Origin of the sequence: Roseibium sp. SCP14, from assembly GCF_040329475.1 — a bacterium.
Classification (GTDB): Bacteria; Pseudomonadota; Alphaproteobacteria; order Rhizobiales; family Stappiaceae; genus Roseibium.
Map to the genome: position 1 here is coordinate 150,980 of NZ_JBDZYH010000004.1, position 26,531 is coordinate 177,510.

26 protein-coding genes and 1 tRNA gene are annotated in these 26,531 nt (G+C 56.3%); 9 read left to right on the top strand and 18 right to left on the bottom strand.

All coding sequences use genetic code 11. The features are described from left to right. Positions 1-79: 79 nt before the first annotated feature. Positions 80-877 (top strand): siderophore-interacting protein, encoded by a 798-nt coding sequence (locus tag ABLQ08_RS17675; RefSeq protein ID WP_352944677.1) that lies wholly within the window; start codon positions 80-82, stop codon positions 875-877. A gap of 12 nt (positions 878-889) precedes the next feature. On the opposite strand, the gene ABLQ08_RS17680 is transcribed toward ABLQ08_RS17675, so the two are convergent. Beyond that, positions 890-1,342 carry a DUF805 domain-containing protein gene (locus ABLQ08_RS17680; protein ID WP_352944679.1) on the bottom strand — a complete coding sequence of 151 codons (453 nt, stop codon included), beginning with the start codon at positions 1,340-1,342 and terminating at the stop codon, positions 890-892. Between the two features lie 173 nt (positions 1,343-1,515). Next, positions 1,516-2,532 (bottom strand): 1-aminocyclopropane-1-carboxylate deaminase, encoded by a 1,017-nt coding sequence (locus ABLQ08_RS17685; RefSeq protein WP_352944681.1) that lies wholly within the window; start codon positions 2,530-2,532, stop codon positions 1,516-1,518. Positions 2,533-2,688: 156 nt separating this feature from the next. Here ABLQ08_RS17685 and ABLQ08_RS17690 point away from each other — a divergent pair, with 156 nt between their 5' ends. Beyond that, positions 2,689-3,153 (top strand): Lrp/AsnC family transcriptional regulator, encoded by a 465-nt coding sequence (locus ABLQ08_RS17690; protein ID WP_352944682.1) that lies wholly within the window; start codon positions 2,689-2,691, stop codon positions 3,151-3,153. 23 nt (positions 3,154-3,176) lie between these two features. On the opposite strand, the gene ABLQ08_RS17695 is transcribed toward ABLQ08_RS17690, so the two are convergent. The 6 genes from ABLQ08_RS17695 to ABLQ08_RS17720 form a co-directional block, all read right to left on the bottom strand. Beyond that, entirely contained in the window at positions 3,177-3,800 is a 624-nt protein-coding gene (locus ABLQ08_RS17695; protein WP_352944684.1) for a LysE family translocator, read from the bottom strand. A gap of 46 nt (positions 3,801-3,846) precedes the next feature. Further along, on the bottom strand, positions 3,847-4,431 hold the full coding sequence (locus ABLQ08_RS17700) for an HD domain-containing protein (protein ID WP_352944686.1): 585 nt from the start codon (positions 4,429-4,431) through the stop codon (positions 3,847-3,849). Then, on the bottom strand, positions 4,432-5,181 hold the full coding sequence (locus ABLQ08_RS17705) for a pyridoxine 5'-phosphate synthase (protein WP_352944688.1): 750 nt from the start codon (positions 5,179-5,181) through the stop codon (positions 4,432-4,434). A gap of 102 nt (positions 5,182-5,283) precedes the next feature. Beyond that, positions 5,284-5,745 carry a hypothetical protein gene (locus tag ABLQ08_RS17710; protein ID WP_352944690.1) on the bottom strand — a complete coding sequence of 154 codons (462 nt, stop codon included), beginning with the start codon at positions 5,743-5,745 and terminating at the stop codon, positions 5,284-5,286. 190 nt (positions 5,746-5,935) lie between these two features. Then, positions 5,936-7,666 carry a DUF4166 domain-containing protein gene (locus ABLQ08_RS17715; protein ID WP_352944691.1) on the bottom strand — a complete coding sequence of 577 codons (1,731 nt, stop codon included), beginning with the start codon at positions 7,664-7,666 and terminating at the stop codon, positions 5,936-5,938. Beyond that, positions 7,656-8,123 carry a thiol-disulfide oxidoreductase DCC family protein gene (locus ABLQ08_RS17720; RefSeq protein WP_352944693.1) on the bottom strand — a complete coding sequence of 156 codons (468 nt, stop codon included), beginning with the start codon at positions 8,121-8,123 and terminating at the stop codon, positions 7,656-7,658. The genes ABLQ08_RS17715 and ABLQ08_RS17720 overlap by 11 nt, the downstream gene beginning before the upstream one ends. 209 nt (positions 8,124-8,332) lie before the next feature. Between ABLQ08_RS17720 and ABLQ08_RS17725 the strand changes: the two genes are divergently transcribed. The 3 genes from ABLQ08_RS17725 to ABLQ08_RS17735 all read left to right on the top strand — a co-directional run bounded on the left by ABLQ08_RS17725 (position 8,333) and on the right by ABLQ08_RS17735 (position 11,639). Further along, entirely contained in the window at positions 8,333-9,547 is a 1,215-nt protein-coding gene (locus tag ABLQ08_RS17725; RefSeq protein ID WP_352944695.1) for a GTP-binding protein, read from the top strand. Next, the gene (locus ABLQ08_RS17730) at positions 9,544-10,173 is read left to right on the top strand and encodes a DUF1826 domain-containing protein (RefSeq protein WP_352944696.1); all 630 of its coding nucleotides are present in this window, start codon (positions 9,544-9,546) and stop codon (positions 10,171-10,173) included. Before ABLQ08_RS17725 ends, ABLQ08_RS17730 begins: the two co-directional genes overlap by 4 nt. Before the next feature lie 206 nt (positions 10,174-10,379). Then, on the top strand, positions 10,380-11,639 hold the full coding sequence (locus ABLQ08_RS17735) for a GGDEF domain-containing protein (RefSeq protein WP_352944698.1): 1,260 nt from the start codon (positions 10,380-10,382) through the stop codon (positions 11,637-11,639). Positions 11,640-11,700: 61 nt separating this feature from the next. On the opposite strand, the gene serA is transcribed toward ABLQ08_RS17735, so the two are convergent. Together serA and ABLQ08_RS17745 are read right to left on the bottom strand one after the other, a co-directional pair. Continuing rightward, positions 11,701-12,945, bottom strand: a complete 1,245-nt coding sequence (serA, locus tag ABLQ08_RS17740; protein ID WP_352944700.1) for a phosphoglycerate dehydrogenase — start codon at positions 12,943-12,945, stop codon at positions 11,701-11,703. Positions 12,946-13,103: 158 nt separating this feature from the next. After that, positions 13,104-13,436 carry an ArsR/SmtB family transcription factor gene (locus ABLQ08_RS17745; protein ID WP_352944702.1) on the bottom strand — a complete coding sequence of 111 codons (333 nt, stop codon included), beginning with the start codon at positions 13,434-13,436 and terminating at the stop codon, positions 13,104-13,106. Between the two features lie 58 nt (positions 13,437-13,494). Here ABLQ08_RS17745 and ABLQ08_RS17750 point away from each other — a divergent pair, with 58 nt between their 5' ends. Together ABLQ08_RS17750 and ABLQ08_RS17755 are read left to right on the top strand one after the other, a co-directional pair. Next, positions 13,495-13,914, top strand: coding sequence for an SRPBCC family protein (locus tag ABLQ08_RS17750; RefSeq protein WP_352944704.1), 420 nt, complete (start codon positions 13,495-13,497; stop codon positions 13,912-13,914). 17 nt (positions 13,915-13,931) lie between these two features. After that, complete coding sequence (locus tag ABLQ08_RS17755) at positions 13,932-14,384, top strand: SRPBCC family protein (protein ID WP_352945584.1); 453 nt, start codon at positions 13,932-13,934, stop codon at positions 14,382-14,384. 29 nt (positions 14,385-14,413) lie between these two features. Here the strand turns inward: ABLQ08_RS17755 and ABLQ08_RS17760 are convergent, their stop codons facing one another. The 3 genes from ABLQ08_RS17760 to ABLQ08_RS17770 form a co-directional block, all read right to left on the bottom strand. Beyond that, entirely contained in the window at positions 14,414-15,238 is an 825-nt protein-coding gene (locus ABLQ08_RS17760; protein WP_352944706.1) for an arylamine N-acetyltransferase family protein, read from the bottom strand. A gap of 76 nt (positions 15,239-15,314) precedes the next feature. After that, on the bottom strand, positions 15,315-15,887 hold the full coding sequence (gene ilvN, locus ABLQ08_RS17765; protein ID WP_352944708.1) for an acetolactate synthase small subunit: 573 nt from the start codon (positions 15,885-15,887) through the stop codon (positions 15,315-15,317). Between the two features lie 25 nt (positions 15,888-15,912). Next, a complete protein-coding gene (locus tag ABLQ08_RS17770) occupies positions 15,913-17,688 on the bottom strand; it encodes an acetolactate synthase 3 large subunit (RefSeq protein ID WP_352944710.1) in 1,776 nt (591 codons plus the stop codon). A gap of 646 nt (positions 17,689-18,334) precedes the next feature. On the opposite strand from ABLQ08_RS17770, the gene ABLQ08_RS17775 reads away from it, so the two are divergent. Beyond that, positions 18,335-18,410: transfer RNA gene (locus ABLQ08_RS17775), tRNA-Lys, on the top strand. Positions 18,411-18,463: 53 nt separating this feature from the next. Here ABLQ08_RS17775 and ABLQ08_RS17780 read toward each other — a convergent pair. From ABLQ08_RS17780 to ABLQ08_RS17795, 4 genes are all read right to left on the bottom strand, one after another. Further along, the gene (locus ABLQ08_RS17780; protein ID WP_352944712.1) at positions 18,464-19,489 is read right to left on the bottom strand and encodes a LacI family DNA-binding transcriptional regulator; all 1,026 of its coding nucleotides are present in this window, start codon (positions 19,487-19,489) and stop codon (positions 18,464-18,466) included. Between the two features lie 171 nt (positions 19,490-19,660). Continuing rightward, the gene (locus ABLQ08_RS17785) at positions 19,661-20,911 is read right to left on the bottom strand and encodes an ABC transporter substrate-binding protein (protein ID WP_352944714.1); all 1,251 of its coding nucleotides are present in this window, start codon (positions 20,909-20,911) and stop codon (positions 19,661-19,663) included. A 171-nt stretch (positions 20,912-21,082) separates the two neighbouring features. After that, a complete protein-coding gene (locus ABLQ08_RS17790) occupies positions 21,083-23,374 on the bottom strand; it encodes a glycoside hydrolase family 2 protein (RefSeq protein WP_352944716.1) in 2,292 nt (763 codons plus the stop codon). Between the two features lie 148 nt (positions 23,375-23,522). After that, a complete protein-coding gene (locus ABLQ08_RS17795; RefSeq protein ID WP_352944718.1) occupies positions 23,523-24,947 on the bottom strand; it encodes an aldehyde dehydrogenase family protein in 1,425 nt (474 codons plus the stop codon). Positions 24,948-25,300: 353 nt separating this feature from the next. Between ABLQ08_RS17795 and ABLQ08_RS17800 the strand changes: the two genes are divergently transcribed. Beyond that, on the top strand, positions 25,301-26,125 hold the full coding sequence (locus ABLQ08_RS17800) for a sulfurtransferase (protein WP_352944720.1): 825 nt from the start codon (positions 25,301-25,303) through the stop codon (positions 26,123-26,125). 36 nt (positions 26,126-26,161) lie between these two features. Here ABLQ08_RS17800 and ABLQ08_RS17805 read toward each other — a convergent pair whose 3' ends face one another. Then, positions 26,162-26,464 carry a hypothetical protein gene (locus ABLQ08_RS17805; protein ID WP_352944722.1) on the bottom strand — a complete coding sequence of 101 codons (303 nt, stop codon included), beginning with the start codon at positions 26,462-26,464 and terminating at the stop codon, positions 26,162-26,164. Between the last annotated feature and the right edge of the window lie 67 nt (positions 26,465-26,531).

Below are 26,531 nucleotides of genomic sequence, written 5' to 3' on the forward strand. Positions count from 1 at the left end.
ATGGTCAGTCCGGGTCTTCAAAAACGGCGTCTTCACTGTTAAATCTTGAGAAAATGTCTCAACTTTTGTGAGGTGCCTCGTGGCCAGCAAACTCAAACGCCGTCCAAGATTTCTGACCGTCCGCCGGACCAGGTATCTCAGTCCTCACATGATACGCGTCACATTTGCCGGTCCGGAGCTGGAAGGATTTCCGCTTGGCCACGAAGGGGCGAACTGCAAACTGGTTCTACCCCGGGACGGCGAGAGCCGGGAAGCGTTCGAGGCCTATTTTGCGCCCGATGCGCCTGAAGAAAAGATCCATCCGGTTCGCACCTACACCATTCGTTCCTATCGCCCGGATAGTCTTGAACTTGATATCGACTTCGTTGCCCATGGCGACGAAGGCCCGGCAACACGCTGGGCGCAGCGGGCAAAGGAGGGCAGCTTCCTGGGGTTGTTCGGACCGAGCCAGCCGAAGGTGACCGAGTTCTATGCAGAATGGTATCTGGTCGCAGCCGACCTTTCCGCGATGCCGGTGGCCGAGGCGACGCTCGAAGCCATGCCTGCTGAGGCAAAAGGGGTGGCTGTTTTTGAGGTGCCGTCACAAGAAGATATTCGGGAGATCAATGCGCCTGCAGGGATCGAGCTGCGCTGGCTTGTTCATGAAAACGTCTACCAGCCATCTGTTGCTCAACTCGATTTTGTCACGTCCATGAGTTGGCCGACCGGTGTCGTCCAAACCTGCATCGCAGGGGAAAGCTCGGTGATCAAGGCATTGCGCGGTTATCTTCACAACGAACGGAACCTGCCGAAGAAAGACACCTACATTTCAGGTTACTGGAAAATCGGCCTCGTTGAGGACGAACATCAGAAAATGAAGCGGGCAGAGGCGGCCTGAGGCAGCAAACCGTTACACAGCCGTGTTTCGTCTGCCGAATTGCGGCTCGCCACCGCGGGGATGTATCGGTGTGAGGTTGGTTCGCGGTGAAAGTTGTTTCTTCTGCATATTTGGTGGGACGTTGCGATTGGCTGTGAAGTCACTGCGTTCAATGCCGCAGAAATAAATCATCAGACCGGTGCCAACGGTTGGCAGTAAGAAAGTCAGATACCAGATCCAGCTTCGTCCGCTGTCGCGAAGTCGGTTCAGGCAGGTGCAGAAATTGGCGTAAATGAAAAAGAGACACGCCGTGGCAATGCCAAGGATTTCGAGACCATTGCGACTGCCTTTGGGAGCGTCAGGATCACCGAACAAAAGCGCGGTTAATATCAATGTTGCGATTGCGCCAAATAAAATGACGAGCTGATACAGCCACCACTGGAGGCGGTTTATTCGACGGTAAACAGGATTGAACAATGCAGCCATGAGCGTCTCCAATTCATGGCTCTTTTAAATCAGTGGTTGTAATTTGGGCTTAACAAGATTTCTAAAAGTTTAACCGAAAGCAGACCGCAAAATGAACGGTGGGGGTATTTGACCCCCGCCTTGTAAATCCTGAAGCAGCTCGCGCGCTGCATCCTGTGATTATCGTCGGCTGCCTAGCCGTCCTTGTAGTAATAGCTGTAACCGTTGACTGCCGGGGCCCCTCCCAAATGGGCATAAAGGACCCTGGAGCCTTCCGGGATGCGGCCTTTCCTTATGAGGTCGATCATGCCTTGCATGGATTTACCTTCATAGACCGGATCCGTGATCATTGCCTCCGTTTGAGCTGCCAGCCGTATGGCAGCATTGGTTTCTTCCGAGGGAACACCGTAGGCCGGATAGGCATAATCCGGATTGATGACAATCTCATCGTCGCGGACAATCCTGCCCAGCTCCACCAGCTCGGCAGTCGTATCGACGATCTGGCGGACCTGTCTGCGGGTCTGATCAAGTGTTCCGGAGGCATCAATGCCGATAACCCGGTCCGCCCGGTTCTGTTCCGCAAATCCGACAATCATTCCGGCCTGGGTCGAACCGGTCACTACGCACACGATGATATAGTCGAAACTGAAGCCAAGCTCTTCTTCCTGAGACCGAACTTCCTCAGCAAACCGGGCGTATCCAAGTCCTCCGTATTTGTGGACGGATGCACCCGCCGGAATGCCATAAGGCACACCGCCATTGTCGCGAACGGATTGCATGGCTTCTTCCCAGCTTTGTCGAATACCGATATCAAATCCGTCTTCGACAAGACGGGAGTCCGCACCCATCAGGCGTGTCAGCAGGATGTTGCCGACGCGGTCGTAAACCGCATCGTAGTGCGGGACCCATTTTTCCTGCACCACAACGCATTTCATGCCGATCTTGGCGGCGGTCGCCGCAACCATGCGCGTGTGGTTGGATTGCACGCCACCGATGGAAACCAGCGTGTCGGCTCCCGAGGCGATTGCGTCCGGGACAATGTACTCCAGTTTGCGAAGCTTGTTTCCACCAAGGGCAAGGCCCGAATTGCAATCCTCCCGTTTTGCATAGACTTCCACCTTTCCGCCGAGTGCGTCGGAAAGACGTGGCAGGTGTTCAATCGGTGTCGGCCCGAAAGTGAGGGGATAGCGTTCAAATTTCTGAAGGTTCATGAAGATCACCTTTGTTCGAAGGACCCTGGAAGCGTCTCAGGAATCCATCGAAAGGTGCTCTCTAATTTTTGGGTATTCTTGATCGTATTTTCTTTAATCGCAACAATAATTTTGGCAAAGTGATCGAGATGGATGGGAGTTGCGGAAGAATCTTTCATGACGGAAGCGCTGGACAAGGTTGATCGCAGAATTCTCAAACTCTTGCAGGCGGACGGGCGGCTCAGCAATGCCGAGCTGGCGGGCAAGGTAAATGTCAGTCCGGCAACCTGCCACAGGCGGACGCAACGATTGTTTGAGGAAGGGTATATCTCCGGCGTGCGAGCCCAGATCGATCCTGAACGCGTCGACCGGTCAGCGCTAGTGATCGTCGGAGTGGTGCTGGACCGATCTACGCCGGAAAGCTTTGCCGAGTTCGAAGACGTGGTGCGCAAGGCAGACTACATTCTGGACTGCCATCTGGTTGCGGGAGACTTCGATTACTTCCTGAAAATCCGCACGAGAGACATGGCGGACTTCAACAGGCTTCATGGGAAGGAGCTGATTGCGCTTCCGGGCGTGCGCCAGACAAGAACCTTCTTTGTGATGAAAGAGGTGACGGACAATGCGCCACTTCAATTTTAGCCGCGAGCTGGTTTCCGTAGTCTCTATCGGGTCGCGGTCGCCAGGGCCGTGCCGAAGCCGACAAACAGACCGCCGGTGACACGCCGGACCCAACGCATCCGTCTTGCCGATGTCAGGAGCTTGCGCAGGTGGTTACCGGCAAACGCGATCAGGGCGTGATTTGCGAAACAAAGCGCAGCATAGGTGATGGAGAGGATCGAAATCTCGAGCATGTCGACACCGTCGGCGCGCATGAACTGGGGGAACAGGGCCGTGATGACCAGGATCGCCTTCGGATTGGTGACTGAGACGAGAAAGGCCTCCAGAAACAGTTTCCGGCTGCTCTTGCGGTTGGCGGGGATGGAAGACGCGACCTGAAAACTCGACTTGTCACGCCAGACCTTCAAGCCAAGGTAAATCAGGTAGGCGGCACCTATGAACTTCAGCACTGTGAATGCAAGCGCGGAGGTGGCCATCAAGGCGCCGAAGCCAAAGGCCACGGCGTAGCCAATGACGACGAGACCGGCTGCGTTGCCGGTCGCCGAGGCGAGGGTGGCATTGCGGCCGAAACGCAGCGTGTTGGAAATCGCCAGCATGACACCCGGACCGGGGCTGATGGCAGGCAAAAGGGAAACGGCCACGAAGACGAGCCAGAGATCGAATGACATTTTCAAATATTCCTGTCAGCCGGGGTTCGGCGGGTCCGGGAGTGAATCAGGGCAACAGTTTGTGCTCGGCAACAGCCTGCTCAAGCAGATCCTGAGCGTAGGACCAAAGTCCGGGAAAAGGAGAAAGGCGCGCTTCCTTTGCAAGACGCATGTCTGCAGCAGATAACGGTTCGTGTGTTGGGGTTTCCATTCCTGAAGCAAAGACCAGCAACATCGGATGCAGCGCATCCATGGCATTGGCAAACTGAGCTTCAGGAGTTTCGTTTGCTTCGAATTCCAGCCAAAGGTTCTTGAATTCCGTCGCCTGGTCATCCGGTAGGAGTGCGAACAAGCGTTTGGCTGCGGCGTGCTCCTTGCTGGATATCTCTGCCGCATTTTCCGCAGTCACCCAATGATCTCCCGCGTCGATTTCAACGAGGTCATGCACGACCAGTAGCCGCACGACGTGATTGATGTCGGTTCCTTCGTGAGCATGGTGCGCAAGTGTCAGGGTCTGCAGAATGACGTGCCAGCAGTGCTCCGCCGTGCTTTCCGTGCGTGCGCCGCCGGAGAGCAGGTTCAGGCGGAAAACCTCCTTGAGTTTGTCCGTTTCCAGGAGGAAATTGACCTGCTTTTGTAGCGTGGTCTGCATTCAGAGCTCACCCATTGCACTGCGAAACCGGATGACGCTTTCCTTGAAGCCGTAAATCAGCGCATCGGCCGTGAAACCATGTCCGATGGACATCTCGCGAATGAAGGGGGCCTTGGCGATCAGTGCTGGAATATTCTCGACCGTAAGGTCGTGGCCGGCATTGACCCCCAGACCGTTCTTCTGCGCATTTTCGGCAGTCTCGGCGATCAGATCCAGTTCCTTCACCGCTCTTTCCGGATTGTCGTAACAGGCTCCGTAAGGGCCGGTGTAGATTTCGATCCGCTCCGCGCCCAATCGAGCTGCGTGTTCCGGATCGGCAGGGTCGGGATCGCAGAAAAGGGATACTGTAATGGCCCATTCCTTGGCAGCTGCGATGGCTGTTTCCAGCGCGCCGGTGTCCTTGGAAAAGTCCCAGCCGTGATCGGAGGTTGTCTGGTCCGGGTCGTCGGGAACAAACAGCACTTGTTCCGGCCTGGCCTCCTCGACGAGTTTCAGAAAATCCGGAGAGGGGTATCCTTCAAGGCAAAGCTCCTTGTTGGGAAAACGATCCTCGATCAGTTCCGCAAGCTCAAAGACATCCGTCTTGCGAATATGGCGCTCGTCCGGACGGGGGTGAACGGTGATCCCCTTGGCGCCGGTCTCCATGGCAATTGCGGCCAGGCCGGTGACGCTAGGCCAGGGCAGGTCACGGCGATTGCGCAACATGGCGATAGCGTTGACGTTGACGGACAGGCGCGAGACGGCAGGCATGGTTTGCATTCCGGTTGAGGCGGTTGACAGTTTGATTCAAGAAGTTTGATAGCCGTTGAAAGATTGTTGCAAAAACCCTTGAAGTCAAACAAGAAATTGTCACTAGGGACAATGTTTTGGCGACCGGACTTTGAACTTTGAGCGCATTTGAAGTGTGGCAAGATGAATGGCGCAAAGACAGATGCACCAGGCAAGCAAGGCAATCGGCGTTACAAAAAGCAGCAAGGGCATGAAGGCTCCAAGCAGGGTGCCTATTCCCGGTGCGATGAATGTCCCTACGACAGCGCCGCCCAGCATCGGGCACAAGATGGAGGCCAGACCGGCGAAGAACAGTCCTCTTCGTCCGGGCCGTCCGTACCAGCCGGAGAAGATCAATCCTCCGATGGCGCCGGACGCCAGTCCGATCAAGATGAGGTCCTTATGATCCGGAGAGGTTACGTAGTTGTTCAATGCGAAGATCAGTACGGAGCTTACCAGAGATCCCGCCAGCGCGGATTGGAGCGCTACCAGTATCCTGAGTTTGTCGTGCCGCAACCAAATGATTGGTGTCGTTCTGTTTTCCATCAGGTTTCTCAATCCTTTCACGAGACATCAGGTCTGGCGAAACGTCTCATCGCGCCTTGAATGGTGGAAGATTTGCTTAGGCTCGAATTTCAAAGCTTCTGAGCACGTCGCGTGCAGATTTGCAGCAGATGCTCAGCCGTCATCTTCACGTTGACCGAATGTTCCGGGCGGACCGATTTCGTGAGGACTGTTATCGCGCGGACGTCGTGGCTTTGAGATCTGCTTTTTGAACGCAATCAGTGTCAGCGCGGGCGGCCTGCAGCCATCCTTGATAGTGGACAAGCATGCCAATACCAGGAAGGGAAATTTTTACATCGAAGTTGAAAATGCCGTTCGCCGACGTTTCAGTGGCTTCGCTCACCGGCAAGAGCCATTTGGGCAAGGGGGTACCAAAAAGAGTGCCTCGGCTGACCGGAAAGTGGAGCCCTTCGTCATCAACCAGAAGATTGATGTCAAAACTCATAAAGCCAAACCGTTCCCGGATATGGCCTACTCCGTCGTTATCCCGCAGGGACATGACCGATTGGAACGCTTTCGCGCCGAAGCACCTTCGCCAGATTTCCTTGTTTCCACGGCGCTCGATCGTCACGGTTAGCGGCGTTTCGTCACTTTCTGCCGGAAAGCCGAAGGTGCGACACAGCAGAAGGCTTAAACTTGAACGTCCTCTGGTAACCTTCGCGCGACCGGTCCAGGTGCGCCGGTCAAACACAGTATGGAGGGACTGAATGGCGGCGGGCAATGCCCTGAAATCCAGACCGAGCGCCTGCTGGAAAAGAGTAGGGGACAGCTCTTCTTGTCGATCGGTTGTGACCGACAGATGCCGTGTCGCGTCTTCGATCTCGTTAAGGCTGAATTCACCCAGGCAGGCCCGGGCGCCCGGTTGAACCGATTGGGTGAGAAGTCGCTTACATAAGATTGTTGCGGCAACGGCGGGAATATGCGGGCCGTCTCCAGCTTCGGCAATGAGCGCCCAGCTCCGGCTGACCGGCCGAGAGGATTTGTCCAATCCGGCCACTCTGACTTCCATGCCTCCACGATCCGTGCCGAACGGCTCCAGCCAGCCGGCGATTGTCCGTAACAGTCGGGACGCCGGTTCCAGCGACCGGACCATGCGAAGCCTGACCGGCCAGGCAAGGAGCCACAGTCCCAGATGCAGGATCGATAGTTCCAGTCCGGCGCGAAACAGTACAGTTCGGGCGCCGTAGTGTTTCGGGAACAAGGTAAGATCGGGCGCGCCGATGAAGCTGGACCAGCGCCGGGGTAAGTTGCCTGGATTTTTCCCGCCGATCGCGTCACGCCGCAACCCGGACCAACCGATCACATGATCCGGGTTGCCATCGCGGGTAATCGGTATCCTTTTTCCAGCCTGCATCAGGATCGCCCGAATGACCGAAAGGCCTCGGGGAGCCCGGTTGCCCGGCAAGATGGTGCTTTCGATCAGGTCTATCTGGTCGAAATCGTCCTTGAGGGTTGCAACCGCCGCAGACGACAGGGCCGGTACACTTGAAACACCTGATAAAAGCACAACACCCGCCTGTTGGGCGCGTTCGTTGAGGCAGACGATGCCTTTGGTAAGCTCCGCATCATCGGACAGGTCCAGGTAATGCGATTTCAAGTCAATTGCGGTCTCGGCAACACAATATTTGCCAGCGCCATAGTCCTGAAACGGACCGGCTGCATCCACGATGATTGCCGGGATCAGCTTGGCAAGTTCTGTCGCGAAATTCCGAGCATTCCTGTCCAGGCAGACCGGGCTGCCACCATGTTGCCTGCAAAAGGCTTGTGCCTTTTCCGTGTCACGCCCTGCTATCAGAACGTGGAAATTCGGATCGCGCAGCAAGGCCTGTGACAGTTTCCCGCCAAAAACACCGTAGCCGCCCAAGATGACGACCGGACTTGGGCTGGTGTGATCAATCGACAACGCGGCCCCTCAGGTCTTGTGAAGGAAGGGGGCAATTGCGTCTGCCAAACCTGTATCGGTTTCGGGCTATTTGACCGTAGAGCCAGTCTGCAGGTTTCTGGGGTAGTAAATCGAGGAGGCAGAGAACCCGCCAGGGCCAACCGAGGCTTCTCATGGCTACTGTGAAGGAGGCCATTCTGGTGAAGGCCTTGCCTTCAAGAATGACGATGTTCGTGTCCATGAGATCCGGATCGAGACTAAACTGGCGGTAGAGCCTTTGTCCCGTCTCTGAATGGGCGTTGACGAACCTGAAATACGCGTGCCTGTCGTGCCTTGCCATGAAACGTGCAAATCCCGAACAAAGGATACAGTTCGCGTCAAAGACGATCAGGTTTTCCAGCAACGCAGCAGGTCCGGACGCGCCGGTCAGCGTGGAATAAAGTTCATTGTTTCTCATGACTTCATTTGCATGGATCATTGGAAAAACGTCTTCCCGGGAACAGTGAAACACCTGGGTTGGCTCGGTGCGATACACCATATGGTCGCAGCTGATGTGTTGGCCGTCCGAGGCGCCGGAAAGTTTTGTTGGATTTCGAAAGGGACGACGGAACCAAAAAAATCTTGCAAGGGCCAATTCTGAAGATATATATGTAACGTAATAACATTACATATTTTCAGGAGCCCGATGTGTCCGATACGCGTCTTCCAGTCACTGTCCTGTCCGGATTTCTCGGTGCGGGAAAAACCACCTTGCTGAACCGTATTCTGAATAATCGAGATGGTTTGAAGGTGGCCGTCATCGTCAACGACATGTCTGAAGTCAACATTGATGCCGACCTGGTACGAGCCGGTGGAGGAGAACTCAGTCAGACTGACGAGACTCTCGTGGAAATGTCCAACGGCTGCATTTGCTGCACCTTGCGCGATGACCTCCTGCAGGAAGTCCGGCGTCTCTCGCAGGAAAAGCGGTTTGACTATCTCCTGATTGAATCAACGGGTATCGCCGAACCTCTGCCCGTAGCAGCAACGTTCGAATTCCGGGATGAGGCGGGAGAAAGTCTGTCGGACGTTGCACGGCTCGACACGATGGTGACTGTCGTGGATGCGGTCAATCTCCTGAAGGACTATTCCAGCCATGACTTTCTGCAGGACCGCGGGGAGACGCTCGGTGAGGATGACGAACGCACGCTGGTGCATTTGCTGACCGACCAGATAGAGTTTGCCGATGTGATCGTGCTGAACAAGGTCAGCGTCGCGCAGGATGGTCAGGTGGATGCAGCACGAAAGATCATTCGCAGTCTCAATGCCGATGCGAAGATCCTTGAGACGGATTTTTCGGAAATTCCTGCCTCCGAGGTGTTGAACACCGGTCTTTTCGATTTTCAGAAGGCCCATGAACACCCGCTCTGGGCGAAAGAACTCTATGGCTTTGCCGATCATGTTCCCGAGACAGATGAGTATGGGGTTGCTTCCTTCGTCTATCGGGCTCGCCGACCGTTCGTGCCACAGAAAATCCATTCGGTTCTCAACGGCGCCTTGCCGGGAGTGATCCGGGCAAAGGGGCATTTCTGGGTTGCCACACGGCCAGAATGGGTGGCGGAATTTTCCTTGGCTGGCGCACTATCCAGCGTCGCACCGATCGGGATCTGGTGGGCTTCCGTTCCCAGGAAACGATGGCCGGAAGATCCCCGCACTCAAGCCTATGCAAATTCCCATTGGCTGGAGCCATTTGGAGACCGCCGTCAGGAAATTGTCTTCATCGGTTCGGGAATTGACTGGCCGCAGCTCAGAGCCCGTCTCGATGCATGCCTTGTTGAAGAATCGGCAGGCAACGACCTGAAGGCGTTCCAGGACATGCCGGATCCCTTTCCGGCCTGGCGCAGGGCGGAGCAGGCAGCATGATCCTGGAGCAGACGACTTCGCGGCAGGCTGATTACAAGGCGCAGGACGTTTTGCTGGCGGCGGAACCGGATATCCTTGAAGACATCGGCCTGCAGGGAGTGGCTGCCGCCATCTGGCAGCGAAGGCCCAAGTCTTCCTTTCAAACGTGGCTGGATAGTCTTCCGGCAAGAGAACTCCCGACGATGAGAGTTGTCACGCCGCCCGAGCATGTCCAAACGCTGGTAACTGGCGCTTGCGAGCAGGCGAAGATGCCTGACTGTGAGGAGCGGAACATGCTGATTGAAGACATTGCCGCTCTCGCGCTGATGGTCGGAAATGTTCTCGCCAGCAGCAGTTTGCGCATTCGCCTCGATCTTGCTGCAGAGACCATGTGCCCGAAGTTTCATCTGGATGCGGTCCCGGCAAGACTTTTGTGCACCTATCGGGGAACTGGAACGGAATACTGTCTCGAAGGGCAAACCTCGGACAGTCGGCGCATTCGAAAAGTCAGGACCGGGTCTGCAGCACTGTTTCGGGGAGCAAATTGGCCTTCGAAGGAAAGAACGGCACTCTTGCACCGCTCGCCGGCTGTGCGTGACAACGATGTAACCCGGTTGTTGCTGGTAATCGATCCTGTCGACGCTTAAGTCCTGAACTCAAATGAAGCGAGCGGGCAGGTGAGGTGGTGCTCTGGCCACCTTGCCGGTTCTGTTCCGGCTTGGGTGTTTCCGAACAAGGCCTGCCGGCAACCCGTCTGGTCATTTTCAGTTCAGGATTTTTTGCCTGATTTCGCAGATTCCGGGAATCGTTGCATAGATGGACGTTGCAACTGAGATCCAGCGACGACCGGGAAATGACCACGTTCAACGCATTCCTTCTGTTTGCCCAGGCTGCGGTTTACTTCACCGTCATGATGGGCCTGCTGCGCGCCCGCAAGGCGATCGGCGTCGGCGTTTTCCTGTGCGCGCTTGGTGTGATGCATTTTCTGGAAACGTACCTGGCCAGCGTCTTCTATATCGAGTTGCCGTTCGGGATCATTTCTCCCGGCTCGACCGTGCTTTTTTCCGGAAAGCTCTTGATGATCCTGTTGCTCTACATCCGCGAGGATGCGCTTGTCGTGCGACAGGCGATTTATGGGCTTTTGATTGGCAACTTCCTGATCGTCGCGCTGGTCATGATCCTGAGAAACCACGAAACGATCGTCATCACCGAAGGCCGGCTGCCGGACATTGCCTTCATCGATGAAATAGGCAGCCTCATGGTCTGGGGCACGTTGCTGCTCTTTGTCGATGCAATTGCGATCATCGTTCTTTATGAGCGCATTGGCGATTGGTTCGGCAGGCATCTTGGACTGAGGTTTCTGGTTTGCGGGGCTGCCGTGCTGACATTTGATCAGGCAGGGTTCTTTCTCGCACTTCACTATGTGTCCGGTGCCCCGTGGCATGTGTTCTTTGGCGGTCTTGTTGCCAAGCTTGTCGCAACGGTGGTCTACACGGTGCTGTTCATCGCCTATCTGAAATACTTTGACGACGAAGCGGCGTGGCTGACCAACAGGCCCTTCAAGGACGTATTTCAGGTGCTCACCTACCGGGAGCGATATCATCAGCTTCTGGAGGCATCGACGAGGGATCACCTGACGGGAACCCTGCACCGGCGGCAATATGATCACAATGCGCCCAAGATCCTTGAAAAGAGCCTCAATGACAGCAAGCCGCTGTCGTTGCTGGTGATCGACATCGATCACTTCAAGGCGGTGAACGACCGTCACGGCCATCAGGCAGGTGATCAGGTGCTGGCAAAGATTGCCCGGATGTTGAGCGAAAATCTGCGATCAGACGATCATCTCTATCGCTTTGGCGGCGAGGAATTCGTACTTATTTGCGAAAGGCTTCCTGCGGAAGCAGCCATGTCGCTTGCGACCAGACTGCGCAAGGCAATCGAGCGGTTCAGTGTGATCTACTTCCCGGAGAAGATTACCGTGAGCATCGGTGTCGCGACAGCACCGGAAGATGGCACCACGCTGGAAACGCTCTTTCAGGCGGCGGACATGCGTCTCTACGATGCCAAACGGGCAGGACGTAACCGGGTTTGCGGACCGGCCGTTCAGGAATGATTGCATTCCGCTCCTGACCGGCACCACATAGGCGTTTGTTCAGTAATTACCGCGGCAATCGTCAGACCCTGTTGAGAAGGCGCGCCCGGATCGTGTTCGGAAGGCTGCGGATTTCCTCAAGAATGTCCACCGGGTCCTGAACAAGGCTGTCCACGTCCAGAACCACGTAACCGATGTCCTGATGCGATTGCATGTACTGTGCGTGGATGTTGAGGTCATGCCGGGTGAAAAGATCGTTCAGCGTGCGCATCGCTCCCGGCGCGTTGTGGTGAACCTGAATGAACCGGGTCATCTCGGTTCCCTTGGGCAGCTGGACCTGCGGGAATGAGACCGCACCGATTGTCGAGCCGACATCCGAGTATTCAACCAGACGCTTGGAGACTTCCTCGCCGATCCGGTCCTGGGCTTCTTCGGTCGAGCCGCCGACATGCGGCGTCAGGATGACATTGTCCAGACCGCGCAACGGTGAGATGAATTCATCCTTGTTGGACTTGGGTTCAACGGGAAACACATCAATTGCCGCCCCAGCCAGGTGCCCTGATTTCAGGGCCTCGGCGAGCGCTTCGATGTCGACGACCTTGCCGCGGGCGTTGTTGATGAGGAACGCGCCCTTTTTCATTTTCGAAATCTGCTCGGCGCCGAACATGTCGCGCGTTCCGGCCGTGTCGGGCACGTGCAGGGAAACAACATCGGAAGCGGCAAGCAGTGCGTCCAGGCTTTCCGTCGGCAGGACATTGCCGTGCTGAAGTTTGTCGACCAGATCAAAGTAGATCACCCTGAGACCCATTGCTTCGGCAAGGTTCGACAGCTGCGTGCCGATATTGCCGTAGCCGACAATGCCGAGTGTCTTGCCGCGCACTTCGTGGGAGCCGACTGCACTCTTCATCCAGCGGCCCTCATGGGCAGCGGACGACTTGGTGAAGACACCGCGCATCAGCATGACGATTTCGGCGATCGTCAATTCCGCAACGGAACGGGTATTGGAGAAGGGAGCGTTGAAGACCGGGATGCCGCGAGTCAGCGTGCCGCTAAGATCAACCTGGTTGGTGCCCACCGAAAAACAACCAACGGCAACAAGGCTATTGGCGGCTTCCAGAACTTCTTCCGTCACCTGGGTTCTGGACCGAATGCCGAGGACCTGAACGCCTTGCAGTTTTTCGATCAGGGCGTCCTTGTCCAGAGCACCTGGCAGGACTTCCACATTGGTGTAACCGTTCTTTTCCAGAACCGCGCGCGCGGTCGGCGAAATGCCTTCCAGCAGCAGCCAGCGAATCTGATTTTTCGGCCGGGACAGACCGTGGATCATGGGCTTGAAGCCTTTTCTTGAGCGTTTAGTCGTCTGAATCGGGAAGAGCGCGTCAGCAATGATACTGAGTGCTGGTGTCGTATACGCGCTGATCCGCGTCGCGTCTAGGCTGGAAAACGTCAAAGGAGGTGACGTTCCGCGCGCAATTCGACAAAGTATCAATTGCTGGGCGTTTCGAGGTCATCCTTGAGGCGAGCCAGCAAGTTTACCGCACCGGTGGCATAGTCACCGATCCATCTGTCGTAAATATCCTTGATCGGCAGCGCGTTGAGGTGGTTCCAACGCTCTCGGCCTTTTCGTTGTGCAATGAGGAGATTGGCGGCTTCCAGAACCCTCATGTGCTGCATGACGGTGCAGCGGTCGATTTCCGGAAATGCGTCGCATAGCGCGCCGGTCGTCTTGGGTCCGTCTTTCAACAGATCAAGTAGTCGTCTCCTGCGACCATCGGCCAGAGCCTTGAATATCCTGTCTGAATCCTCTTCACTTGACATGTTATAAAATTATAACATGATTGATGTCCAGGCAAGGGCCATCTTGGAGATCGGTGATATGTGCGCAGTACAGATCGACCTGGAAAGAGAATGCAGTGCTTCGGTGCAACAGCTGTGGGAGGTTCTGCTTCAGCCGTCGCTCTGGTGGGGCAAGAGCGTGACGTTGGACCCGGTTCCTGGCGGCGTATTTTATGAGCCGTGGCAGGATGCCAACGGAGTGCATCACACCCACGGAAGGGTGACCGCGATTGAGCCACCGCAGCTGCTTGTCATGAGCTGGTGGGACGACGACTGGCCTTTCAAGACCGAAGTCACGGTTCAAGTGAAGAACCTGAGAGATCGCAGCCGGATCAGTCTCGTCCATAAGGGGTGGGAGGCGGCTCCTGAAGGTCGGCAGCGTGGCCTGGTAGACGCTCATTCTCAGGGCTGGAGCTATCACCTTGGCAATCTCGTTACTTGTGCCGAGCAACGAAGGTAGAACGAAGGGAACAGAAAATCATGTTGTCGTTCAGTGTGTCCGGCAGGATCGGTAAACCGGTTTCCGAAGTCTTCGAGGCCGTGGTCAATCCGGACCGATTGTCGGGCTATTTCACCACCGGTGGTGCAGAAGGCCGGATCGAGAGCGGTGCCACCGTCTTCTGGAGCTTCGCCGATTTTCCAGGACGTTTTCCGGTCAAGGTGAACGAAGTCGTCAAGGATCGGAAAATCGTCCTGCACTGGGTGTCAGACGACCAGACCGACGATGACGCCGAAACCATGGTGACAATGGAGTTCGAGGCACTCGAGGATGGCCGGACGTTGGTCACCATCAGCGAAGAAGGGTGGCGCGATACGGCCAAGGGCAGCAAGGCGTCCTACGGCAATTGCGAAGGCTGGACGCAGATGCTGTGTTGCCTGAAAGCCTTTGTCGAGCACGGCATCAATCTGCGCGAAGGCTACTACCAGTGAAGTCCTGAAGGTCCATCGGAGCCGGGCCGTCAGTTGGCGGGGGCAGGCATTGGCATGGACGCGAGACGCCCGGCAATCGCATCGATATCCGCATCGCCATAACCGAGTCTCAAGTCGTTGCGCATGAACCGGGTAAGATCGTTTTGCTTCACAATGGTGCGAGTGGTTTTGATGCCATTCTCGGTAAAGCCTGCGAGCCCGTTCTGGAAGCTGATCCAGCCGTTATCCGTCAAACGATAGAATTTCATGCTGGATGAGAAGGATATCTCCGACCATTTGGCGCAGAGATAGTTGGCAGCTTCAATGTCGACCCACTTTGGTGGCATGCGGTCAAAGCCGTACAAGGGAATCCAGCCATCTTCCGACTTGCGCTCCAGAACCTCTTCATTCTCCGCATCATCGAAACGGATACGGTAGATCTGATCGCGAATCTGCTGCTCGCCCGTCGTCGTCAGGTTCACCGGATAGGCAGGAGCCTGTCCTCCGAAGCCGGTATCTACCAGCCATTCCGTTCCATCAATCGAGACGATATGAGCCAGATGGGATCTGACGCCTCCTTCTGGTGCTCCCATTCGAACACGGGCCATGACTTTCCGGCTGGAAAAGCCGAGCGCCTGCAGAGCCATCTCCAGAAGAGTGTTCAGCTCGAAGCAGTATCCGCCACAGCGATCCAGCACCATCTTTTGCCAAAGACTGTTCCCGTCCAGCCTGGGAACCCGCCCAAGGAAGGGCAAGACGTTCTCGAACGGAATGGCGGTTATCTGCGCCGATTGCAGCTGTTTCAGACCTTCCGGGGAGACCGGGCAATGCTGCAGGTTGATACGGGCGAGGTAGGTGTCGAGATCAAAGGGCATGAAGTATTCCGAAACAGAAAAGGGCCTGCAGCATATAAGCAGCAGACCCTTGTTGTTAAAGTCTTTCCAGAGCGCCTTACAGCCCTTCCGGTCCCCGCTGGACGGCGGCGACACCGGTGCGGGACACTTCGACAAGGCCAAGCGGTTTCATAATCGCGATGAACTGCTCGATCTTGGAGGTGCGTCCGGTGATTTCGAAAACGAAATGCTCGGTGGTTGCATCAATGACCGTGGCGCGGAAAGCATCGCCGAGGCGCAGGGCTTCCAGACGCTTGTCGCCATCGCCCTTGACCTTGACCAGCGCAAGTTCGCGCTCCAGCGGCTTGTCCTGATTGGCGCGGCGCGCCCGGACTGTGAGGTCGGTCACGCGATGCACCGGAACCAGACGGTCGAGCTGATGGCGGATCTGCTCGATGATCATCGGGGTTCCCGTCGTCACGATGGTAATGCGGGACAGGTGTTTTTCGTGTTCGGTTTCCGACACGGTCAGGCTGTCGATGTTGTAACCACGGCCGGAGAAAAGGCCGATAACGCGGGCGAGAACGCCCGGCTCGTTGTCGACGAGTAGCGATAGGGTGTGGGTCTCGATCTCGTCGCTGACTTCAGCCAGGAAGTAGGCTGAAGGCGCATCTACATTCTGTGCGTTCATTTTCTAAAATCCTTGTGCCTGACCATTAAACGAGGGATTTGCCTTCGGCGCCGATCGCGTTGGCAACCGCTTCGTCATTGGCTTCATCCGGCAGCAGCATTTCGTTATGGGCTTTGCCCGATGGGATCATCGGGAAACAGTTGGCGAGGTTGGCCACACGGCAATCAAACAGCACCGGCTTGTCGACTGCGATCATTTCCTCGATCGCACCATCCAGATCTCCAGGTTTTTCCACCCGGAAGCCGACACCGCCATAGGCTTCGGCCAGTTTGACGAAGTCCGGCAGGCTTTCGGTGTATGAGTGGGACAGGCGGTTGCCGTGCAGCAGCTGCTGCCACTGACGCACCATACCCATGTACTGGTTGTTCAGAATGAACACCTTGACCGGCAGGCCGAACTGAACCGCCGTCGACATTTCCTGAATGTTCATGAGGATCGACGCATCGCCAGCAATGTCGACACACAGTGCATCGCGATGGGCCACCTGCGCGCCAATGGCTGCCGGCAAACCGTAGCCCATGGTGCCGAGGCCCCCGGAAGTGAGCCAGCGGTTCGGCTCTTCGAAGCCGTAGAACTGCGCCGCCCACATCTGGTGCTGGCCGACTTCGGTGGAGATGAACGTCTTGCGGTCCTTGGTCAGTTCATACAGCCGCTGGATTGCGTATTGCGGCATGATGATGTCTTCGTTCGGCCGGTAGGCGAGCGAATTGCGGCCGCGCCAGGCATTGATCTGGGACCACCAGGACTTCATCGCCTTCGGATCGGCCTTCAGCGATGAAGAACGCCAGATCCGGACCATGTCTTCCAGAACGTGGCCGACATCGCCGATGATCGGCAGATCTACATTGACGGTCTTGTTGATGGAAGATGGATCGATGTCGATATGGATCTTGATCGAATTCGGTGAGAACGCGTCGGTGCGCCCGGTGATGCGGTCGTCGAAGCGCGCGCCGATGCAGACCATCAGGTCACAGTCATGCATGGTCATGTTGGCTTCGTAGGTGCCATGCATGCCCAGCATGCCCAGCCAGTTGTCACCGGAAGCCGGGTATGCGCCGAGGCCCATCAGCGTTGAGGTGATCGGGAAGCCGGTGAGGGACACCAGTTCGCGCAGCAGCTGGCAGGCCTGCGGGCCGGAGTTGATAACGCCGCCGCCGGTATAGAGAATCGGCTTCTTGGCCTTGGCCATCAGCTCGACGGCTGTGCGAATGCCGGAGGCATCGCCCTTGACCTGAGGGCGGTAGCTCTTGTGTGCAGCTGCCGGGTTCGGTGTCGGACCTTCATAGGTGCCGGTGGCGAACTGGACGTCCTTCGGAATGTCGACGACAACCGGGCCCGGACGCCCGGATGTGGCAACATAGAATGCCTCGTGAAGAATGCGCGGCAGGTCTTCGACATTGCGCACCAGCCAGTTGTGCTTGGTGCAGGGGCGGGTGATGCCGACCGTGTCACATTCCTGGAAGGCATCATTGCCGATCAGGTGCGTTGGAACCTGGCCGGAAATGCAGACCAGTGGAATGGAATCAAGCATGGCGTCGGTCAGCGCGGTGACCATGTTGGTCGCGCCGGGGCCGGAGGTGACCAGCGCAACGCCGGGCTTGCCGGTGGAGCGGGCATAGCCTTCCGCAGCGTGGCCTGCGCCCTGTTCGTGACGCACGAGAATGTGCTCCAGACCTTCCTGCTGAATGATCTCGTCATAAATGGGAAGCACAGCACCGCCCGGGTAGCCGAAGATGGTATCAACTCCCTGGTCTTTCAGCGCCTGGATGACCATTTCGGCGCCGGTCATTTCCCGTGTCATTCTCTTATCGTCCTTGCATTTCAGGGCCTGAAGTTCAGGCTTTGGCTCTCAATTACTTACTTTAACGCTTCAAACCTGTCGGTGTCGAAGACTCGGGCGCTTGAAGGAAATGGCACTTTCAGGAGGCGGGTACAAAAAAAGGCCCCTTCGGGAGCCTTGGTCGCGCGCCATCCTGTCCAGACGGGGTCTTCCCGCTAGGAGGCGCGCTTTCCTACCACTACTAGAATGAGCGACATCATCATGTCGTCCCGGTCCTTCGATACTGCAGGTCATGAAGACCCTGGTCGGACATGCGTTGCCGGATGTTTCCGCCAGAACCCTTGCACCATTTCAATGACTTATCAGGTTATCTGGTTCAAGCCAGTCATGTCCGCCCGGTCTTGACGCGGTGCACACTAGTGAGAGCGGTATGGCGGGTCAACCCCAAATTTCGATTATTGCGCGAAAGTTGCCCAATGTTTTTAAAAGTTTCCTTTTGCGAGTGATCTTGTTGCAATCATTCCGCAAATGCCTTGAGGGGGGAGGTGGTCGGTTTTTGCACAGCAGAAATGACAAAAAAATGCCATGAAACCATTGCGTCCCGAAAAGCTGCGCTATATACACCCTCACTCCGGCGCGCCGCTTCACATTGCGGCCTGCATTGGATGGGTGTGTAGCTCAGATGGTAGAGCAGCTGACTCTTAATCAGCGGGTCTAGGGTTCGAGTCCCTACTCACCCACCATTCTCTCAGTTCTTCTCAGACTTCTGTTTATTGGGTAGTTGCCCGGTTTGTGGCTATTCGGCGGGTTTTCGGCAGCTTTCGCGCCAGATGATTTCCGAACCGAGAATGACCCGTTTTGTGGTGAGCCGTCCTTCGGCGCGCTCCTGAAGCAGCTCGACAGCCGTTTTGCCGATGAGTTCGGCCGGAAGCTTGACGGTGGTCAGGGGCGGGACGAGGTGGCGTGCTGCGGGAATATCGTTGAAGGCCGCGACGGCAATGTCGGCGGAAATCTGTTTGCCTGCCTCCTTGAGGGCCATATAGGCGCCAATGGCAAGACTGTCGGTCGCGGCAACGATGACGTCCGGTTGCTTGTCCTGATCAAGGAGATCGCGGGTCAGCTGGTAGCCGTTTTGCGGTGTCTTGCCTTCCTGGCGCACCAGTTCCTTGTCGAAAAGGTCATGGGCGGTCAGCCACTCCTTGAAAGCGCTGAGGCGTTCACCGGTCTCAATCGCTTCCGGATCGTTAGCATCGTAGCGTCCACCAATAAAGCCGAATTGTTCGTATCCCGCATTTGCCAGACCGGTCAGAAGCTTCCGCATGGAGTTTGAAAGATCATGACAGACGACATCGAGGTCGTATTTTTCATATTCCGCACCGACGAAGACGAGATTGGGGGCCTGATTCAAAATCTTCTGCAGTGAGGTTTCGTCATGATGCCCAACCACCACGACGCCAGTCCGTGCGTTGGGTTTCAGATCTCTGTCCTCGTTGGAATAATGAACATGGGCGGTCAGCCCAACGGCCCGGCAGGCTCTTTCTATTCCGAGGCGCAAGCCGACATAATAAGGATCGGCCAGTTCCTGTTCATCGGTCAGGCCCTGTAAAATGACAATTTCATCAAGGTGGGGGTAGGCGGCCTCCGCTTTTCCGGCTGTCCTGTGTTTAACGCCGCGGATCTCGTAGTTCAGTTCAGCCGCTGTTTCGGTAACCTGGGTTCGGACCTTCTTTGATACGGACAGTGTCGGATCTGCGTTCAGTACCCTGGAAACCGTTGTCGGTGAAACGCCAACCTTTTCCGCAATGTCCTTGATCGTCGCCACGTATCTTGTCCGATTCCTGTTCTGCTTCTTCTGAACTCTATCCGATGCTTGATGGCGCATCCGGGTTTGTCAGTCAAATGTCGACAGCCGATCCGTGCACACTGTCATGCCGATTTCTGCTATGAGGTGGAGAAGAGGCGCGCACGCGCGCCCCTTGCGATGGTCGCTGCATCAATAGACCCGCTTACGAGTGCGCTCCAGGCGCTTCAGGATGGCATCGAGGTTGTCGGGCTTTGCCATGAACTCCTGAAATCCTTCCATGCCAACCTTTGCCATCTGGGCCGGGGCGTCACGGTCGAAGAACTGGGCCAGCGCGTAGGCGTTGCTCAACATTTCGAAGCCCTGGCGCATGAACTTGTCATCGGGCACCTCGCTTCTGGAGTTCACCGCAAGCTGGCCAAGCTGCTTGCTGATGATCGACTGGTTTTCGACATCCGCCACATATTTCAGGAAAGCGCGCGCGTTTTCCTTGTTCGCTGCATTTGCCGGAATGTGAAATGTGTTGGCGGGGGCGTCTTCGGCGAGTGGTATGCCGTCGACGATGGCCGGAAACTGGTAAAAGCCGAGCTGCTCATCCGTCAATCCCGCGTCCCGCAAGGGCGGGACGATGAAGTTGCCAAGCAGGTATCCGGCAGCTTCTCCCTGAACCAGGAAGGGCAGCGCCTCCTGCCAGCTGTAGGATGTGTGATTGTCAATAAAGGCTCCCATGTCGATCAACTCGCGCCAACGCGCAAAAACGTCGCGGATCCGGGGATCTTCCCAGCTGACCTTTCCGGCCGTGACGTCCATGTGAAACTCGTAGCCATTCTGACGCAGGTTCAGGTAGTCGAACCAGCCGGCCGCGGTCCACAGGAACTTGGTGCCGATGGAAAAGCACTTCCGGCCGGAATCGAGGATCTTCTGGCAATTGTCCTTGAACTCCTGCCAGTTGCTCGGCGGTTCCAGGCCCAGTTCGGAGTAGATGTCTTCCCGGTAGTAAACGCCCCACTGATAATAGGTGTAGGGGATACCCCACTGTTTGCCGTCAATTGTCATGGACTTTTTCGTTGAGGCAAGGTCTTCGGCCAGCGCTCCGGTCCAGATATCCGACACATCCTCAAAAAGACCGGTTTCGACATATGGCAGCATGCGGTTGCCCGCGAACCAGGTCGTCACGTCAGGCGGATTGGCGCTCAGGAAGTTCCGGATCTGCGTCTTGTAGGCTTCGCTGTCGATGATGGTGGTCGAGATGTTCAGATCCGGGTGCATCTTCTGGAAACGATCAATCATACCTTCCATGGCAGCCCGTGGCGCAGGATTGGACGTATCCAGAAAGATTTTCAAATCTCCGGAAAGCTTGTCTGCGGCGAGGGTGACCAAGCTGCTGGCAAACAAAAGGCCGGCGGCTGAAATGGTGGTGCTCAGTCTTCGCATTATGTTCATTCTCTTTCCTCCCTTGAATGAACAGGTTGAAACCCGATCGCATCCGCGTAAGCGGCCTTGGCGACCATTTCGTCGGACAGCACAATCCGTTCCCGGCAGAGCGCAGCCCGCGGGGGCAGGGAAAGTCATTGACCCTTCCCTGGTGCCTGAAGTCAGAATTGCCGGGCGTTGCTAGGCGAGTGCCCGGATGTGGTGAGCGCCCTGGCGCTCCGGCGGCCGTTCACCGCTCATCGCCTCAAGGACAATTCGCTGCGTATCAAAACGGCCCGAGGATACGATCACCCGAACATCTCCGCTTTCCCCGGTTGCCCGGAGCCAGAAGCCGGTTGTGCCACCTGAAAGGGGTGAATGTGGTGGGCCGAGGCACTCGGCGGGGCCCTCTACCGCGATGGAGATCTGGTCTGAAAGAAACGGCAGAACCTGACCTGCCTGATCCAGTGCGCGGACAATGATGCGCACTTCCTCGCGTTCTCCTGCGTCAAGCATCGTATTGTCCGGAGCAATCTCGAGCCTGAAGGCGACGGGATCGGCGACGAATTCAACGGTTTCGACCACGGCTCCTGCGACGTATCCGTTGATCGTCACCCCTTGCCACTTCAATCCCCATTTCCCCAGGGCTTCTTCGGGGACATCTGCTTTGCTGAAGATCACCGGCGGGTGTGGCAGATGCGGGAAACGCTCGCGGTCACCGCCTTTACGCAATCTTGTGCCATCGAAAAACTGCAGTTCAACCTCTTCGCAATTGGTCAGGATCATCAGCGGCAGCACACCGCCAATATCCCTCTCGCCACGCGACCAGTAGGTCACCGGTTTCATGATGGTGCGGATGTCTGGAGACATCTGGCTGGCATAGGCATAGGCGCCGAATTTGGGTTCGCGGAACATTGTCAGCACACCGTGATGGCACACCCTGTCGCCGGAGCCGAAATCCTTGTGGGTGTTGTAGTCGAACATGCACCAGCCGATGCAGCCGGCAATGTTCGGATTGGCGAAGGCGGCATCAATGACTTCCAGATGGCGGGTGACATGTTCAATCTGCCGAAGTTCGTTGTCGCCCGCCTTGGTGGGGAACATGTGGCCATTGAACTCGGTCACCAGATATGGAACGTCCTTCTCCAGTCCGGTCACTGCTCTGGGTGCAGTCAAGGGTGTGCGTTCGGGCAGGAGATCGCTGCATAGAGAGAAGTCGTTCATCGTGTAGATGTCTTCGAGCAACTCACTGCCGGCATGCTTGCGGATGCCGCAGGTCTGGCGCGTCGGGTCAAGCTCGCGCGCAACAGAGTTGGTCACAGTGTAAAAGTCGTGATCGTCCTCCGACTCGTTGATCCTCACACCCCAGGAAACAATCGACGGGTGGTTCCAGTCGCGTTCGATCATTCGGGCGACATTGCGAACGGCTTCTTCTTTCCAGACCTTGCCGCCGATGTGCTGCCAGCCGGGAGTTTCTTCCAGCACAAGAAGGCCGATGCGGTCACAGTGGTCCAGGAACCATTTCGATTGCGGATAGTGCGAGGTCCGTACCAGATTGCAGCCAAGCTCATACTTCAGGATTTCCGCGTCCTTCTCCTGAGACGCGCGGCCCTGCGCATATCCGGTATATGGGAAGGACTGATGCCGGTTGAGGCCCATGATCTTGAGTGGTCTGCCGTTTAGCCTGAAGCCGTCCGGTGTGAACTGAGCGTCGCGGAAGCCGAAGCGCTCCTCATAGGTGTCAGTGCCATGTTCCGTTTGCAGGGTGACTTTGAGTGTGTGGAGGGTGGGGGCTTCGATGTCCCACAGCGTAATGTTCTCCAGATCGGTAAAACTGATCAGGAAACTGTTTTCAGTTTGGAGAAATTGGCTGTCTTCGGCGATGGCATGGCCATCCGGGTCAATCAGAGTAACCCTGACCTTGCCTTCAAAGCGCAAACCTTGCGGATTTTCCACGCTGCCTTTGACGGTCACCGTTTTCCGTTCCGCAAGCACGTCCGGCGTTTCGATCTTGACCGATTTCACAAACACGGGTGCGAATGACATCAGCCAGACATCCCGGTAAATCCCGGCATAAGTCAGGTAGTCGATCCTGCCGCCAAAGGGTGGGATATCTGGATTTTCCGAACCGTCGATGGAAACGGTCAGCCGGTTGGTCCCACGCGTCAAATGCTCGCTGAGCCGGACGCTGAACGGCGTATAACCATCGCCATGATGGACCAATTCGGTTCCGTTGAGTGAAACGCGGCTGTCTGCCATCACGCCTTCAAAGTGCAGGTAGACTTCCCTGTCGGCGAAGTCTTCCTGCCAGGGGATTTGGCGCTCGTATTCAAAGGCGCGCTGGTAGGTTGTTTCGTCAAAATAGTTGAAGGGAAGCTCAACCGCGGAGTGCGGGATCGAGACCTCCATCTCATCGCTTTCGGTGTTGTCTTTTGCCGTAGCAAGTGGGTCGTGAAAGAGCCACCCCTCGTTCAAACCTGTAATGCGCCGCATAACTCACTCAAGTGCCGTTGATACCTGTTGAGTGCCGACATTAGTAACGTTACTAATCAGAGTCAAATTATTTACTAAACTTTACTAAAAGAGAAAACCCGGCCAACCGGCCGGGCTTCTTGTTCAATGCGTTGAAAGGAGTGCTTAGTCAGGCGACGAGTTTTGCATCGAGGAACTCTTCAATTCCCATCACGCCGCCTTCCTTGCCGATACCCGACATCTTGACACCCCCGAACGGGCTGCCCGCTGACAGGTAGTTCCCGTTCTTGAACACCATGCCCGCCTGCATACGTCGGACCACGCGGGCAAGTTTCTCCGGGTCATCGGTGTGAACATAGGCCGCCAGGCCGAAGTCGCTGTCATTGGCTATGGCGATTGCATCTTCTTCCGTGTCGAAGGGAATGAGCACTGCGACTGGGCCAAAAACCTCTTCCCGGGCAATGGTCATGTTGTTGTCGACGTCGGCAAAGACGGTTGGTCGCACATAGTGGCCTCGTTCAATGCCTTCCGGCTTGCCAAGGCCTCCAGCCAGGAGCTCGGCGCCGTCGTCGAGGGTAGACTGAATGAGCCTCTGGATGTGATCGAATTGACTTTTGTTGGCAACCGGGCCGATGTGATCTCCAGCCGCGCGCGGATCACCAACAGCAGTCCCGTTGGTCACTTCGGTGGCGGCCAGCTTCGCGGTCTCATAGGCAGAGCGTTCGACAAGCAGGCGTGTCGGCCCGTTGCAGTTCTGGCCGCTGTTGCAATAAAGCCCCCTTAACGTCTGTTTGATCCGCGTCTCGACATCACAGTCTGCAAAAAGGATGCAGGGTGATTTTCCGCCCAATTCCAGAGAGATAGGTTTTATGCGCTCAGCGCTTGCGGCGTAGATGAGACGGCCGGCCCTGGTTGATCCGGTGAAGGAGACACAGTCGACATGCGGGTGGGAAACAAGAGCTGCACCAACATCGCTGCCAAGGCCGTTGACAAGGTTGAAGACACCTTTCGGGCATCCGGCTTCATCCAGGATTTCGGCAAAGATCATGGCGTTGAACGGTGTCACTTCGCTTGGCTTCAGAACCATCGTGCTGCCTGCGGCCAGAGCCGCGAATACCTTCAGTCCAATCTGGTTGAGCGGCCAGTTCCAGGGCGTGATCAAACCAGCGACGCCTTTGCTTTGGCGGTGGATCTCGTCACCGTTTGTCAGCCGTTCAATCCATCGGATTTCTTCCATGGCCTTCAGGAAGGCATCGATCTGCTCAGCGCCGCTTCCCGCCTGAACCGCGCAAGAAAGATCCGTCGGACATCCAAGTTCGAGGGTTATGGCATCGGCTAGATCCTTGCGGCGGCGAACATAAACATTCCGGACCTTTTCCAGAAGGCGCTTGCGCTCGCTGATGTCAGAAGACGACCACGTTGGAAGGGCCGCGCGTGCGGCCTTTACAGCCAACTCGACATCTTCTGCTCCGCCCAGAGCGATTGACCCGAGCGTTTCTTCCGTTGCCGGATTTTCTACTGCAAGCCGCTTCGATCCCGAGGGCATTACCCAGTTCCCGTCGATATAGAAGCTTTCCGGATGTTTGACGATCATGCGTTTCTTTCCCTTCTGAAGGTGAACAGAAGGCGATAGGAAAAGCTTGCATCTTTTTCAACACTGAAATTTACTAAAAGTCAGTTGCCTTTTTGGCAACAATCGACGCTGAGTGGAGGCACTTTCAGGTTTATCAGGATTGCAGGCCGACGCGTTCACTTGTCTGGCTGTGCAGCAGGCGTCGCAGACATTCGAGGCACAAGTTGATGTGAGAGCTGCCTATGAAGGGTGGGTACGGAAGTGCAATCATGTGCGTTTCGTACGTAAGCAGGCTGTACCCTGACATCGGCGGGTGTGGCATAGTTTCGGGGACTGTTGCTTTTTGATTGAAAATTTTGCGCGGAGCCGAGCCCATGACTTCCCTTGTCAATTGCGATTGGGTTGCGAAACACTCATCCGATCCGAATGTCAGGTTGATTGAAATCGACTGGGACGGCCTTCAGGACTATGAAGCCGGCCATATTCCAGGCGCGCTGGGCTGGAACTGGAAGGCGGCTCTATGGGATCCGCTGGAGCGAAACTTTCCGAGTGACGAAGACTTCGCAGCACGTCTTGGGGCAGCAGGCATATCAGCAGATACAACGGTGGTGTTTTACGGTGCCCCTGTGCAATTCGGGACCTATGCCTGGTGGGTCTTCAAGCTGTTCGGGCATGCGGATGTCAGGCTACTCGATGGAGGCAAGGTGAGGTGGCGGCTGGAAGGTCGTCCGATCACGCAGGACATTCCAAAGGTTGATGTTAGCAGCTACACCCTCGGGCAACGCGCTGGACATATCAGGGCCGGGCGGGACGACGTCATGAAAGCGATCGGCGAAACGGGTACGGTCATCCTCGATCACAGATCTCTCGAGGAGTATTCCGGCGAAAGAGTGGGACTTCCTGGAAAGCCCGATGTTGGAGCAGAACGTTATGGGCGTATTCCCGGCGCCAGGCATGTGCCTTTCGATAGTCTTCTGAACGGTGATACGACGTTCAGATCGCCGAACGAGATTCGGGAGATTGCCGGAAGGTTTGTCACCTCTCCACAGCAGCCGGTGATTTCATATTGCAGGCTTGCTCACCGGGCGACCCTGGCGAGCTTTGCCATGACCGAGCTGCTCGATTTTGAAAATGTCCGCGTCTATGACGGGTCCTGGACGGAGTGGGGCAGCATGGTCGGGATGCCTATCGAGCGCTAACCGGGCACTCCGCCTGAACGCGGAATAGGTCAGGAGCTAGCCGAGCGCCGCCACAATCTCTTCCCAAACCGCTACTGGATCACGGTTGTCAAAGAGTTTGCCGGCGCGGGCGAACCAATAGGCCGCGTTCTCCTGGTCTCCCTCAATCAGATGGCAGAGGCCGTGAACCCAGTCGTGCGATGCCTCGCCTTCTGCGTTTTGGCAGATGGCGTGCGCCTTGTCCCATTCCGGACCAAGTTGCCAATCGCCTTTCTTGAGCCACCACAGGGCTTTCATTGGAGGTGTGAAGTCTGCAGGTGGGGTTGCGGACGAACAGTCCATATGAGTCTGTTCAGACATGTGATCCATTTCCTCTGAATTGCAAAAAATCGAATTTGGGTTTCATCGCTGATTTGATGCGCAAGAT